Raw genomic sequence first — 13,779 nt, 5'->3', positions numbered from 1 at the left:
TGTGCCGGATGAAGCGGCCCGCGGGCGCCTGATGCGCCCGATGCGCGCACGTGCCTGACGTGCCGGATCAGGGCCGGGCGGCGGGCGCCGGCGCGCTCGTTATGGTGAAGTGGCCGAAGTGGCCGGCGCCGCCGGCGCATTCTGCGCGGTAGGCATGTCCGGCGCGCCGCTGGCGCGCGCCGCACCCGGCGCGGCCCCGCCCGCCGCGCCGCCGCCACCCTCGCCTGCCTGGATCGGTTCGCCCCTGGTGGCCGGCGGCGCCAGCTCGCGCAGGCGCGCGTCGCGCTCGGCGCGCGGCAGGTCGCCGATGCGCCTGGCGGCCGCATAGAAGGCGGTCCAGTCGCCGCCGTTGCGCGCCAGCAGCGCGGTGAAGGCCGGCACCCATTGCTGGTAGGTCGCCACCGCGGCCAGTTGCGCGTTGGTCAGCGGCTTCTCGAACCAGCGGTCGTAGCCGCTGTAGCCGCCCCACTCCACCTTGAGCCGCGCGTATTGCGCGCGCAGCCCGGCGAAGATCGCGGCCTTGCCGGCGCGCTTGGCGTCGTCCGGCAGCGCCGAGCGATAGAGCGCGTCGAGGCGGTCGCGCGTCTCGAGCAGCATGGCGCGGAACTGCTGGCGGCGCAGGTCGTACTGGCGGTAGCTGGCGCGCGCTTCAGGCGACGCCGCCAGCGCCAGCCAGCGCTCCACGCCGGCGGTCTCCACCGCGGTGGCGAAGGACTCGTTGAAGGTGGTGTCGTTGCGCACGTACACCACCTGGTGCGCCAGCTCGTGGAAGATCAGCCGGGCCAGCTCGCCCTCGGGCTGGTAGACGAAGGTGTTGAGCAGCGGGTCGTCGAAATAGCCCAGCGTGGAATAGGCCGGGATGCCGGCCACATAGGGTTCGAGCCCGTCCTTGCGCAGGCCTTCGGCATAGCGGTCGGCGTCGGCCTGGTCGTAGTAGCCGCGGTAGCTGATGCAGCCCACCACCAGGAAGCACCACTTGTGCAGCTCCATCGACAGCTCGGGCGTGGCGAACACGCTCCACACCACGTAGGGCCGGCGCAGGTTGGCGTAGCGCCGGTAGCTGCCGTTGTCGGGCAGCTTGAGCTCCCTCGAGGCGAAGTCGCGGATGGTGCCGGCCAGCGCCAGGCGCTGCGCCAGCCGCGTGTCCTTGGCCTCCCGCGCGGCGGCGATGGCGTCCGGCAGCGGCCGGGATTCGGCCATCAGGCCGAGGTGGCCGCCGATCGACTGGGCATAGTAGCCGACCGTGTCGCAGCCGGCCAGCATGACGGCCAGCCCCGGCAAGGCCAGGGCCAGCAGCACGCGGGCCGGCCAGCGGCTCATGACGCGGCCGGCTCGGGCGTGGCCGCGGCCGCGGCCGGCGCGGCTTCCACCTGCACCAGGCAGTCGTAGAACACCGGCGCGCGGCCCAGGTCGGTCAGGCGCTGGCTGGTCAGCTCGTTGGCGTTCTTGCCGTCGGGCGCGAGCTTCTTCCACCAGATCGACAGCCCCACCACCAGCCCGCGCCGGGCGCGGTCGGTCACGCGCGCGCGCGCCAGCAGGCTGCCGCGGTCGTTGAAGGCGCGCACCATGCCGCCGTTGGCGATGCCGCGCGCGGCGGCGTCTTCCGGGTGGATGTCGAGGTGCGGCTCGCCTTCGGTGGCGCGCAGGCTGTCGACGTTGACGAAGGAGCTGTTGAGGAAGTTGCGCGCCGGCGGCGAGATCATCGCCAGCGGGTAGCGCGCGGCGAGCTCCGGCGCGGTGGCCGGCGTCTCGTAGGGCGCCACGTAGCCGGGCAGCGGATCGAAGCCGTCGCGGCGCATGGCCTCGGAGTAGAACTCGCACTTGCCCGAGGCCGTGGCGAAGCCGCCCTCGGCCAGCGGCGCGGCCGGCAGGTTGAGCTTCTGCCAGCCCTTTTCCTTGAGCGACGCCCAGCTGATGCCGGCCGCGCGCGGGTCGGCCGCGACGATGGCCTGGGCGGCGATGTCCTCGTCGCTGTCGGCGAAGCACGGCTCGGTGAAGCCCATGCGCCGCGCCAGCCGGCGGAAGATCTCGGTGTTGGGCAGCGCCTCGCCGAGCGGGGCGATGGCCTGGTTGTTGGCCAGGAAGTAGGTGTGGCCGTAGGCCTTGTGCACGTCGACGTGCTCGAGCTGGGTGGTGGCCGGCAGCAGGATGTCGGCGTAGTCGGCGGTGTCGGTGCGGAAGTGATCCAGCACCACGGTGAACAGGTCTTCGCGGCCAAAGCCGGCGGCGACCTTGCTCGAATCGGGCGCGACCGCCACCGGGTTGCTGTTGTAGACCACCAGCGCCTCGATCTTCGGGCCGCCGGCGCCGTTGCCGGCGTCGAGCAGCGCGTCGCCGATGGTGCTCATGTTGACCGTGCGCGGCAGCGCCGGCAACGTGGGCAGCAGGTCCGGGCGCTGCAGCCGCTGCGTGTCGACCGGGAAGAAACCGGAGGTGGACAGTTGCAGGCCGCCCGCGGCATGGCGCCAGGCGCCCACCAGCGACGGCAGGCAGGCCACCGCGCGCACCGCCTGGCCGCCGCCGTGGGCGCGCTGCATGCCGTAGTTGAGGCGGATCGCCACCGGCTGGCGCTCGCGCACGGCGAGGTTGCCGTAGAGCCCGGCCAGCCATTCGATGTCGGCCGCGTCGATGCCGCACAGCGCGGCCGCGCGCGCCGGCGTGAAGGCCTGCGCGCGCTCGCGCAGCGCCTCGAAGCCCAGCGTGTGGCTGGCGATGTACTCGTGGTCGAGCAGGTCGTCGCGCATCAGCACGTGCATGATGGCCAGCGCCAGCGCGCCGTCGGTGCCGGGCATCGGCGCGATGTGGCGGTGGCACTTCTCGGCGGTCAGCGAGCGGTACGGGTCGATCGCCACCAGCGTGGCGCCGCGCCGCTTGGCTTCCTGCACGCGCGTCCAGAAATGCAGGTTGGAGGCGATCGGGTTGCCGCCCCAGATGATGATGAGACGGGCGTCGGGCACGTGCTCGATGTCCATGCCGAGGCTGGCGCCGTAGGTGTAGCGCAGCGCGGTGGCGCCGGCGCTGGCGCAGATAGTGCGGTCCAGCAGCGAGGCGCCGAGCTTGTGGAAGAAGCGCGCCGCCATGCTTTCGCCCTGCACCAGCCCCATCGTGCCGGCATAACTGTAGGGCACGATCGCCTGGGCGTCGCGCGCGGCGATGGCGGACAGGCGCGCGGCCACGGTGTCGAGCGCCTCGTCCCAGGAAATCGGCTCGAACCGGCCTTCGCCCTTGGCGCCCACGCGCTTCATCGGCGTGAGCAGGCGGTCGCGGTGGTAGGTGCGGTCCGGGTAGCGCGAGACCTTGGTGCACAGCACGCCCTGGGTGCCGGGATGGTCGGGGTCGCCGGCCACCTTGACGGCGCGCCCGTCCTCGACGGTGACGAGCAAGGCGCAGGTGTCGGGACAATCGTGCGGACAGGCGGCACGGACGATGCGGGAAGCCATGAAATCTCCTGGCGAGCGAGTGGGGGCGGCGGCGCTGCCATTGCCGGGGAGCCGGGCGGCCGGGCGGTCACACCGCGCCGCGGGCCTGGCCGTGCCGCTCCAGCCGGCCGGCCGCCAGCCGATGCCTGGCACGCCGGCCGGGCCTCGCGGGTTGCCTCGCGTGTTGTACGCCGGCGTCGTCCCGGCGGGCGCCGCTGGGAGAAATTATCAGGCTCCGATTGTATTCGATTATGATAGCCCGGCGCTGCGCCGGGGAACCATGCCACGGCGGGCGGCACGGCAGCGCCGGCGCAGACCGGCAGGCATCCACGGGTAAGAAAAACAGACCGTTTTCGCGGGGGAACCATGCAAGTGCATTCTGGGGTCAGGGGCCGGCGCATCGCCAGCCTGCTGGTGGCATGCGCCATCGGCTCGTTCATTGCCAATGCCGGCGCGCAGGGCAGCGCGCAGCCCGGCGTCAGCGCGGACAGCATCGTGCTGGGCCAGTCGGCGGCGCTCACCGGGCCCACCGCGGTGCTCGGCAAGCAGATGAACGCCGGCGCGCAGCTCTATTTCGATTTCATCAACCAGCAGGGCGGCGTGTACGGCCGCAAGATCGAGCTCAAGGCGCTCGACGACTACTACGAGCCGGAGGCCGCGGCCAAGAACACCCGCGCGCTGATCGACGACGCCCACGTCTTCGCGCTGTTCGGCTACGTCGGCACCGCCACCAGCGAGGCCTCGCTGCCGCTGGCGACGCAGGCGCGGGTGCCGTTCTTCGCGCCGTTCACGGGCGCGCAGTCGCTGCGCCAGCCGTTCAACCGCTACGCCTTCCACGTGCGCGCCGGCTACAACGAGGAAACCGCCGCGATCCTGCGCCAGATCCAGACCACCGGCCTCAAGCGCGTGGCCGTGGTCTACAACGACGACGCCTACGGCAAGGCCGGGCTGGACGGCCTCGAGCGCGCGCTCAAGGCCGCGCCGGACAGCGGCGTGCAGATCGTCGCGCGCGAGGGCGTGGTGCGCAACACCGCGGAAATCGGCGACGCCATGCAGGGCGCGATGAAGGCCACGCCGGACGCGGTGGTCATGATCAGCGCGTACCGGACCGCCGGCGCCTTCGTCAAGGAAGCGCTGCGGCGCGGCTACAACGGCCAGTTCTACAACGTGTCCTTCGTCGGCACGCAGGCGCTGGCCAAGGAAGTGGGTCCCAAGGGCAGCGGCGTGATCATCTCGCAGGTCATGCCGCATCCGGGCAACGCCACGCTGCCGGTGGTGCGCGAATACCTGCGCCTGCTGCAGGCGGCCGGCAAGCACAACGACTTCGACTACGCCAGCATCGAGGGCTTCATCGCCGCCAAGGCCTTCGTCGAGGGCCTGCGCCGCGCCGGCAAGGACCTCACGCGCGACAAGCTGATCGCCGCGCTGGAAACCATGAAGAACTACGACCTGGGCGGCTACATCATCAACTTCGGCCCGGACAGCCACATCGGCTCGAAATTCGTCGAGATGACCATCATCAACTCGCGCGGGCAGGTGATTCGCTAGGACTGCAGACACGACAGACGGCGGCCCGCGCGGCGGGCCGCCGGGTCACGCCATGTCGTTCAGATGGCAGGCCGAGAACCGCTGCGGCGCGATTTCCCTGAGCAGCGGCTGCGCCTCGCGGCAGCGTGGCATCGCGTGCGGGCAGCGCGGATGGAAGTGGCAGCCGGGCGGCGGATGCAGCGGCGAGGGAATCTCGCCCTTGATCGCCACGAAGGTCTTCTTGCCGACCTCGAGCCTGGGCGCCTCGGCCAGCAGCGCCTGGGTGTAGGGATGGTTGGGGCTGGCGAACACGTCCTCGGCCGGCGCCGACTCCACCACCCGCCCCAGGTACATGATCACCACGCGGTCGCTGATGTGCTTGACCACGCCGAGGTCATGGCTGATGAACAGGTAGGTCAGGCCGAGGTCCTCGCGCAGGCGCATGAACAGGTTCAGCACCTGGGCCTGGATCGACACGTCGAGCGCGGCGACCGATTCGTCGCACACCAGGAATTCCGGCTTGACCGCCAGCGCCCGCGCGATGCCGATGCGGGCGCGCTGCCCGCCCGAGAACTGGTGCGGGAAGCGGCGCAGCACGGTGGGATCCATGCCCACGCGCACCAGCATGTCTTCCACATAGCGCTTCTGCTCGCCGCGCGGCACCATGCCGTGCACCACCGGCGCCTCGCCGACGATGTCCATCACGCGCAGGCGCGGGTTGAGCGAAGCGTAGGGGTCCTGGAAGATCATCTGGATCGCCAGTTGCTTCTCGCGCTTCTTTTCGGGCGGCAGGCGGTCCAGGTCCACGCCCTTCCAGCGGCGCGCGCCTTCGGTCAGCGAATGCAGCCCGACCGCCATGCGGCCCAGCGTGGACTTGCCGCAGCCGGACTCGCCGACCAGCCCGACCACCTCGCCGGTGCGGATGGACAGGTCGACGCGGTCGACCGCGTGCACGACTTCCTCGCGCGCGCCGGCACCGAACACGTTGGCGATGCGGGCGGCGGCGTCGAGCGACTTGACGAAGCGCTTGGAGACGCCTTCGAGCTGGAGGATCGGCGCGCCGGGCGTGGGCTCGGCGGCGGCTTCCGGCATGCGCGAGGCGAGGGCGGGATCGATCACGGCTGCGCTCATGCGGCCTCCTGCTGGGACAGAACCGGATGGAAGCAGCGCAGGCGGCGCCCGTCGGCCGCGGTGTCGAGCGGGGGCGGCGTCTTGCACACGTCGGTGGCATAGGCGCAGCGCTCGCGGAAGGCGCAGCCCGCGGGCAGGTTCAGCAGCGACGGCGTCATGCCGGGAATCTGCCGCAGCGGCGCGCCGCGCGGATTGCGCGACGGCGCCGAGCCGATCAGGCCGTGGGTATAGGGATGCTCGGGCCGCTCCAGCACCTGGCGCACGTCGCCGGCCTCGACGATCTTGCCGGCGTACATCACGCACACCGTGTCGGCCAGCCCGGCGACCACCGACAGGTCGTGCGTGATCCAGATCAGCGCGGTGCCGGACTCGCGGCACAGCTTCTGCATCTCGTAGAGGATCTGGCCCTGGATGGTCACGTCCAGCGCGGTGGTGGGCTCGTCGGCGATGATCAGGTCGGGCTTGTTGAGCAGCGCGATGGCGATCGCCACGCGCTGGCGCATGCCACCCGAGAACTGGTGCGGATAGGCCCGCAGGCGCTCGTCCGGCGAGGGAATGCCGACGCGCGCCAGCGCGTTGCGCGAGCGCTCGCGCGCCACCGCCTTGTCGACCTTCTCGTGCGCCAGCACCGCCTCGATCATCTGCGTGTCGATGCGCAGGACCGGGTTGAGCGTCATCATCGGGTCCTGGAAGATCATGGCGATGCGGTTGCCGCGCACGTCGCGCTGCTGCGCGGGCGTGAGGCGGCGCAGGTCGCGCGTGACGCCGTCGCGGCTGGTCAGCTCGATGCGGCCGTCCACGACCTTGCCGGGCGGATCGATCAGGCCCATGATCGAATAGCCGGTCATCGACTTGCCCGAGCCGGACTCGCCCACCAGCCCCATGATCTCGCCGCGGTTGACCGAGAACGAGACGTCGTCGACGGCGCGCGCCACGCCGGCGCGCGTGAAGAACTGGGTCTTGAGGCCTTCCACCACCAGGGTAGGTTTGCTCATGTTCGCTCCTGTCGTGCTGCGTTACTGCGTCTGCAGGCGCGGATTGAGGACGTCGCGCAGCTGGTCGGCGACCAGGTTCATGGCCACGATGGTGACCACCAGCGCGATGCCGGGGAAGAAGCTGATCCAGTACTTGCCCGACAGCATGTACTGCTGGCCGTTGGCGATCAGCGAGCCCAGCGACGGCTCGGTGATGGGCACGCCCAGGCCGAGGAAGGACAGCGTGGCCTCCAGCGTGATGGCCGAGGCCACCTGCAGCGCCGCGATCACGATCAGCGGCGGCAGGCAGTTGGGCAGCAGGTGGCGGAACATGATCCGGCCCGGCGACAGGCCCAGGCAGGTAGCGGCCTCGATGTATTCCTTGCGGCGCTCGACCAGCGCGGCGCTGCGCGTGGTGCGCGCATAGTAGGCCCACTGCACCGCCACCAGCGCGATCACGATGTTGCCGATGCCGGGGCGCAGGAAGGCCAGCAGGATCAGCGCCAGCAGGATCGGCGGGAACGACAGCTGCAGGTCGGCCACGCGCATGATGATCGCCTCGACGCGGCCGCCGAGGAAACCGGCGATCAGCCCCAGCGTGGCGCCCAGCAGCAGCGCGATCACGGTGCTGACCACGCCCACGCCGATGCTGATGCGCAGGCCGTACATGACCGCCGAGAGGATGTCGCGGCCCTGCTCGTCCGAGCCGAGCAGGAAGGTCATGCCGGCGGCGGACTGCTCGCCGGGCGGCAGCCGCGCGTCGAGCACGTCGAGCGTGGCCAGGTCGTACGGGTTCTGCGGCGACAGCCACGGCGCGAACAGCGCGATCAGCACGATGATGACCAGCAGCACCAGCCCGGTGACGGCGATCTTGCTGGAGAAGAACTGGCTGGCGAAGCGCCGCAGCGGGGTCTGCTCGGCGCGCGGCGCCGGCGCCGCGGTGGTTTCGGTTGCGGTTGTCATGGCTCAGCCCTTGTTGTCGGCGATGCGCACGCGCGGATCGAGCACGCTGTAGATGATGTCCACGAACAGGTTGATCAGGATGAACAGCGTCACGATCACCATCAGGTAGGCGACGATGACGGGCCGGTCCAGCAGCTGGATCGAGTCGATGATCAGCTTGCCCATGCCGGGCCAGGCGAAGATGGATTCGGTCACGATGGCGAACGCGATGATCGAGCCGAACTGCAGCGCGATCACGGTGACGATCGGGATCATGATGTTCTTGAGCACGTGCACGCCGACGATGCGGGTGTTGGACAGCCCCTTGGCGCGCGCGAACTTGACGTAGTCCTGCAGCATGGCTTCCTGCGTACCGGCGCGCGTGAGGCGGATCACCATCGCGATGTTGAGCAGCGACAGCGTCACCGCGGGCAGCAGCAGGTGGCGCAGCCCGTCCACGGTGAGGAAGCTGACCGGCACGCCGAGCAGCGGCACGGTCTCGCCGCGGCCGTTGGACGGCAGCCAGCCGAGCTGCACCGCGAACACCATGATCAGCATCAGCCCGACCCAGAAGGTGGGCAGCGAGAAGCCGAGGATGGACACGCCCATGATGGTCTTGCCCGCCACGCCGTTCGGGCGCAGGCCGGCCCACAGGCCGAGCGGGATGCCGAGCAGCACCGCCAGCAGGATCGCGCAGATGGCCAGCTCCATCGTGGCCGGCATGCGCTCGAAGATCAGCTTGAGCGCCGGCGTGCCGTGCGCGAACGAGATGCCCAGGTCGCCGTGCAGCGCGTTGCGCAGGAAGATCCAGTATTGTTCCCAGAGCGGCTTGTCGAGCCCGAGCGCGGCGATGGTGCGCTTGATGTCTTCCTGGTCGGCCTGCGGATTGATCAGGATGTCGACCGGGTTGCCGATGGCGAAGACGCCGAGAAAAACGAGCAGCGACATGACGAAGAGCACGACCACGCTCTGCATCAGGCGCCGGATGATGAAGACCAGCATGTTCGGAAGCTTTCCTTCGCCGGTGGCCGCCGCGGCGCCGGTCGGGCGCCGCGCGGCTGCACCGGCAGTCGGCTTGTGGCTAGGCCCGGCTACCGTCCGGGGGTGATTCTGCGGCAGGCGCCCGCCCAGACCGCGGGCGCCTGCCGGCAAAAGCCGACATTGTCATGCAGCAAGGGCGCGCCCTCGTGGCCGCGCCCCGCCGTCACGTCACTGCGGCCGGAAATTGTGCGCGTAGGTCCGTTCGTCGGTACGCGGCACGTAGGTGATGCCCTTCTGCGTGGCCCAGGTCGTCACCTGTTGATGGATCGGGATGATACCGCCATCGTTGATGGCGATCGCGGTGGCTTCCTGCAGCAGCCTGGAGCGCTCGCCGTCGTCCACGGTGGACAGGGCCTTTTCCAGCACCACGTCCATCTTCGGATTGCAGTATTCGCCCCAGTTCACGGTGCCGAAGCCCTTCTTGGCATCCTCGCACGCCAGCAGCGCGCGCAGCGGCGAGCTCACCTCGCCGGTCTGCGCGCCCCAGCCCAGCAGGCCGAACGAGAACTCGTGCTTGATGCCCTTGGCCGAGTAGGTCGCCATCGGCATGCCTTCGACCTTGGTGGCGATGCCGATGCGGGTCAGGTTCTGCGCGATGGTCTGGGCGATCTTCTCGTCGTTGACGTAGCGGTTGTTGGGCGTGTGCAGCGTGATGCCGAAGCCGTTCGGGTAGCCGGCCTCGGCCAGCAGCTTCCTGGCGCCGTCGGGGTCGTACTTGACCGTCTTCAGGTTGGGGTTGTAGCCGAACAGCGTGGGCGGCACCAGGTTGTTGGTCGGCTCGGACAGGCCCTCCATCAGGCGGTCCTTGATGCCCTGGCGGTTGATGGCCATGCTGATGGCGGTGCGCACGCGCGTGTCCTTGAGCGGATTCTTGTCCATCGGCGCGCCGTCCTTGGTGGTGACGAACGGCGACTTGTCGTGCTTGTCATCCGTGTACAGGTAGATCACGCGGTGCGAGATCTTGGAGAAGAAGTTCAGCTTGGGGTCCTTGCGCACCTGCGGCAGGTCCGGCGTGGGCACGTTCTCGATGGCCTGCACGTCGCCCGACAGCAGTGCCGCCATGCGCGTGGCGGGGTTCGGGATGAAGCGCAGCGTGACCTTGTCCCAGGCCGGCTTCGGGCCCCAGTAGTCGGGGTTCCTGACCAGCTCGACCCGGTCGTCGCGCGCGTAGCTGACGAACCTGAACGGGCCGGTGCCGACCATGCCCTTGCCTTGCGCGAAGTCGTCCGAGGTCAGGCCCTGGGTGGCCTTCTTCTGCACGACGAAGATCGACGTGAGGTCGTTCAGCATCAGCGGATACGGCGCGTTGGTGGTGAGCTGGATGGTGTACTTGTCGATCACCTTCTTGTTGATGATCGCCTTGGTGTAGACGTCGAACTTGCCGGGGCTGTTCTGGATGGTGGACGGGCGGTCGAGCGACCAGACGATGTCGTCGGTGGTCAGCTCCGAGCCGTCGTGGAACTTCACGCCCTTGCGGATCTTGAATTCCCAGGTCAGGTTGTTGACCAGCTTCCAGGACTCGGCCAGGCCCGGGATGATCTTGCTGTCCGCGTCCATCTTCACCAGGCACTCGAAGACGTGCTCGGAGACGTTGATGTTGGAGAACAGGTTGTAGAAGTGCGGATCCATCGAGGTCGGCGGCGAGCTCATGGCCAGCTTGAAATCGACTGCCTGGGCCTGTCCGGCAAGGCCGAAGCTCATGGCTGCGGTCACTACCACGGCACCAAATGCCTTCTTGCATGTGCGAAGGGACATCGCGCGACTCTCCAGGAAAGTAATGTAGCAAACGACAGTTGGGACAGCGCGGCGCATCGTCCCCCGCGCCGCATTTTGGTGCGGCGGCTGGACGGCCGGATGCGGCAGCGTTGCCGGGCAGGCACATCAAGCATGAACTGTTCCAGCAGTGGACCAAGCGGGGCAATGCGGGGAAACCCCCGCGCGCGGACGCGCGCCTGGACGCGATCCGCGTGCCGCCCGCATGCCGCCCGCATGCCGCCTGGATGCCTCCTGGATGCAACCCGGCGCGGCCGCTGCGGCGCTCCGCGCGGGCCGCCGGCGCGCCGGGCCGCTTTGGCGCTTTATCCGCAGGCATCGTATGATCCGGGTATCCAACGCCCGACACCGGCAAACCGGCATCATGACTCTTCTCCCCGAAATCCTTCAGGCGCAAACCGAGATGCGCGCCATCCGACGCGACATCCACGCCCATCCCGAACTGTGCTTCCATGAGCAGCGCACCTCCGACGTGGTGGCGCAGAAACTCGCCGCGTGGGGCATCGAAGTCCATCGCGGGCTCGGCACCACGGGACTGGTCGGCGTCATCCGCAACGGCAGCAGCGGGCGCAGCATCGGCCTGCGCGCGGACATGGACGCGCTGCCGCTGCAGGAAGCCAATACCTTCGGCCATCGTTCGCAGCACGACGGCCGCATGCATGCGTGCGGCCACGACGGCCACACCACCATGCTGCTGGGCGCGGCCCGCTACCTGGCCGAGCACCGCAATTTCGACGGCACCGTCAACCTGATCTTCCAGCCGGCCGAGGAAGGCGGCGGCGGCGCGCGCGAGATGATCAAGGACGGCCTGTTCGAGCGCTTCCCGTGCGACGGCGTGTTCGGCATGCACAACTGGCCCGGCATGCCGGCCGGCTCGTTCGGCACCACGCCGGGACCGTTCATGGCGTCCAGCAACGAATTCCGCATCGTCGTGCGCGGCAAGGGCGCGCACGCCGCGCTGCCGCACAACGGCAACGACCCGGTCTTCACCAGCGCGCAGATCGTCTCCGCGCTGCAGGGCATCATCACGCGCAACAAGCGCCCGATCGACGCCGCGGTGATCTCGGTCACGCAGTTCCATGCCGGCGACGCCACCAACATCGTGCCCGACCAGGCCTGGATCGGCGGCACGGTGCGCACCTTCACGCTGCCGGTGCTCGACCTGATCGAGCGCCGCATGGAAGAGGTGTCCCGCGCCGTCGCCAGCGCGTTCGATTGCACCGTCGATTTCGAGTTTCGCCGCAACTATCCGCCCACGGTCAACAGCGAGGCGGAAACCGCGTTCGCCGTGGAGGTCGCCGCCGATCTGGTGGGCGCGGGCAATGTCGACGGCAAGTACGAGCCGACGATGGGCGCCGAGGACTTTTCCTTCATGCTGCAGGAAAGGCCGGGCTGCTACCTGTTCATCGGCAATGGCGAAGGCGTGCATCGCGAAGCCGGCCACGGCCTCGGCCCGTGCATGCTGCACAACCCCAGCTATGACTTCAACGACGAGATCCTGCCGGTGGGCTCCACGTTCTTCGTCAAGCTGGTGGAGAAGTGGCTGGCGCCTGCCTGAGCGCGCTGCCGCGGTCCCGTTCGCAAAACAAAAAGCGCCGGAGGACTTCCGGCGCTTTTTGTTTGATGGTTCGCCTTGCGATGCGGGGTTCGCGCGGCGCGGGTTTCAGTCGAACGCGATGTCGCCGTACCAGCTTTCCGCGTGGCTCCTGGTGTTGTCGGTGTCGGTCATGATGCCGATCGCCAGCACCTTGCCGGGATCGGCGCCAAAGGCCTTGCGGTAATCCTCGCTCAGGTCGCGGCGATGGCAGCGCCATTCGTTGGCGTGGGCGGTGCCGGAGTCCACCACGATCATGCGCACGCGGTCCGTGTGGGGGTTGGAGACCACCGAGCCTTCCGGCTTGCGGCTGCCCCAGACGTACATCAGCGTGGCATAGGGCATCTCGCGCCCGGTGGTCAGCCGCGCCATTTCGTACATCAATTGGTCCTTGAGCGACAGGCTGCCCTTGTCGCCGTCGAACGCCACGAAGATGCGCAGCGGCGAATCCTCGCGCGGCGCCTGGGCGTTGTCGGCGCTGCGGATCACGTCGCGCGTCTTCCAGGTCCAGTTGAGCATGCCGGGGTCGCGGCTGATCAGCGGCACGTACAGGCCGGAGGCCGAACTGTCGGCTTCTGCATGCAACACCGTGCGATGCCCGACTTCCGTCAGCGTATAGCGCGTGGGCGTCTTGTTGCGATTGACCTTCCAGGGCTGCCAGCCGGGTGGTTCGGCACTCCCGGCGGGAGCTGAGGAAAACAGCGGCAGCCGCGCCAGCAGGGGCGGCGGCTCGACCGCATCGGTGAGCGATTCGGCTTCGGCGCCGGCCGCGTTGGCGGCCATCAGTTTCTCGGCGGGACGGTCGGCCGAAGCGCCTGTCTCGGACAGGCTGGCCTGCTTGAGCGCCTCGATATGCGCCGCGAAGCGGCCGCAGTCGATCGCCGACGGCGCGGCGATGGCGCCCGGTCCCGACTGCACGGCCGAGACCTGCTCCTGGGGAGGCGTTCCCAATGTGCCGCAACCCGCCAAAATCAGCGCGCCAACCACGCCGGTCAGCGCCGGCAGGCAAAATCTGGCCGCCATCGTTCCCCCAAACCTGGATCCCGCGGCCTGTCGCGGCGCGCGACGGCGTCGCCTGACCTTGGTTTTCTGGAAAATCTTTCGAACTGCGCAATGCATCGAACCGCTTCACGCAGCTTCCCGAGCCGCGCTTGGAGCTACGGTAACAGAACGATATGGGGGAAGGAAGGCTCCAGTACCCTGATGCATGCCAATGCGGGGGTTCTGACGGGCGGACGCGACAGTGGGGCCGCGGCGCAGGCCTCTTACGCGGTCATCGGAGTCGCGCTGCCGACGTGATTGAGGCGGAAGCCAATTTGGTCGCCCCCAAAAGCAAAACCCCCCAGTCCATACGGACTGAGGGGTTTCAAGAGAGAGC

At 69.0% G+C, this 13,779-nt stretch carries 10 protein-coding genes; 2 read left to right on the top strand and 8 right to left on the bottom strand.

The window, feature by feature from the left end:
• Window positions 1-99: 99 nt before the first annotated feature.
• Together K206_RS0122790 and K206_RS0122785 are read right to left on the bottom strand one after the other, a co-directional pair.
• The gene (locus tag K206_RS0122790; RefSeq protein WP_020204705.1) at window positions 100-1,320 is read right to left on the bottom strand and encodes an aminopeptidase; all 1,221 of its coding nucleotides are present in this window, start codon (window positions 1,318-1,320) and stop codon (window positions 100-102) included.
• A complete protein-coding gene (locus K206_RS0122785) occupies window positions 1,317-3,440 on the bottom strand; it encodes a molybdopterin-dependent oxidoreductase (RefSeq protein ID WP_029043954.1) in 2,124 nt (707 codons plus the stop codon). Before K206_RS0122785 ends, K206_RS0122790 begins: the two co-directional genes overlap by 4 nt.
• A gap of 345 nt (window positions 3,441-3,785) precedes the next feature.
• Between K206_RS0122785 and K206_RS0122780 the strand changes: the two genes are divergently transcribed.
• Window positions 3,786-4,967: an ABC transporter substrate-binding protein gene (locus K206_RS0122780; protein ID WP_020204703.1), complete on the top strand. Its 1,182-nt coding sequence runs from the start codon at window positions 3,786-3,788 to the stop codon at window positions 4,965-4,967.
• A 45-nt stretch (window positions 4,968-5,012) separates the two neighbouring features.
• Here the strand turns inward: K206_RS0122780 and K206_RS0122775 are convergent, their stop codons facing one another.
• From K206_RS0122775 to K206_RS0122755, 5 genes are all read right to left on the bottom strand, one after another.
• Window positions 5,013-6,077 (bottom strand): ABC transporter ATP-binding protein, encoded by a 1,065-nt coding sequence (locus tag K206_RS0122775; protein ID WP_020204702.1) that lies wholly within the window; start codon window positions 6,075-6,077, stop codon window positions 5,013-5,015.
• Window positions 6,074-7,072, bottom strand: coding sequence for an ABC transporter ATP-binding protein (locus tag K206_RS0122770; protein WP_020204701.1), 999 nt, complete (start codon window positions 7,070-7,072; stop codon window positions 6,074-6,076). The genes K206_RS0122775 and K206_RS0122770 overlap by 4 nt, the downstream gene beginning before the upstream one ends.
• Window positions 7,073-7,093: 21 nt before the next feature.
• Window positions 7,094-8,014: an ABC transporter permease gene (locus tag K206_RS0122765; RefSeq protein ID WP_020204700.1), complete on the bottom strand. Its 921-nt coding sequence runs from the start codon at window positions 8,012-8,014 to the stop codon at window positions 7,094-7,096.
• Window positions 8,015-8,017: 3 nt separating this feature from the next.
• On the bottom strand, window positions 8,018-8,995 hold the full coding sequence (locus K206_RS0122760; protein WP_020204699.1) for an ABC transporter permease: 978 nt from the start codon (window positions 8,993-8,995) through the stop codon (window positions 8,018-8,020).
• Between the two features lie 207 nt (window positions 8,996-9,202).
• Window positions 9,203-10,789 (bottom strand): ABC transporter substrate-binding protein, encoded by a 1,587-nt coding sequence (locus tag K206_RS0122755; protein WP_029043953.1) that lies wholly within the window; start codon window positions 10,787-10,789, stop codon window positions 9,203-9,205.
• Window positions 10,790-11,171: 382 nt separating this feature from the next.
• Between K206_RS0122755 and K206_RS0122750 the strand changes: the two genes are divergently transcribed.
• Window positions 11,172-12,365 (top strand): M20 aminoacylase family protein, encoded by a 1,194-nt coding sequence (locus tag K206_RS0122750; RefSeq protein WP_029043952.1) that lies wholly within the window; start codon window positions 11,172-11,174, stop codon window positions 12,363-12,365.
• A gap of 105 nt (window positions 12,366-12,470) precedes the next feature.
• Here K206_RS0122750 and K206_RS0122745 read toward each other — a convergent pair whose 3' ends face one another.
• Window positions 12,471-13,424 carry a DUF3047 domain-containing protein gene (locus tag K206_RS0122745; RefSeq protein ID WP_029043951.1) on the bottom strand — a complete coding sequence of 318 codons (954 nt, stop codon included), beginning with the start codon at window positions 13,422-13,424 and terminating at the stop codon, window positions 12,471-12,473.
• Window positions 13,425-13,779 lie beyond the last annotated feature (355 nt).

It is taken from the genome of Cupriavidus sp. WS (genome assembly GCF_000395345.1).
GTDB classification, from domain to species: Bacteria; Pseudomonadota; Gammaproteobacteria; order Burkholderiales; family Burkholderiaceae; genus Cupriavidus; species Cupriavidus basilensis_B.
The sequence above is the reverse complement of the archived record's forward strand: the minus strand, read 5'-3'. Positions and strand labels throughout refer to the sequence as shown.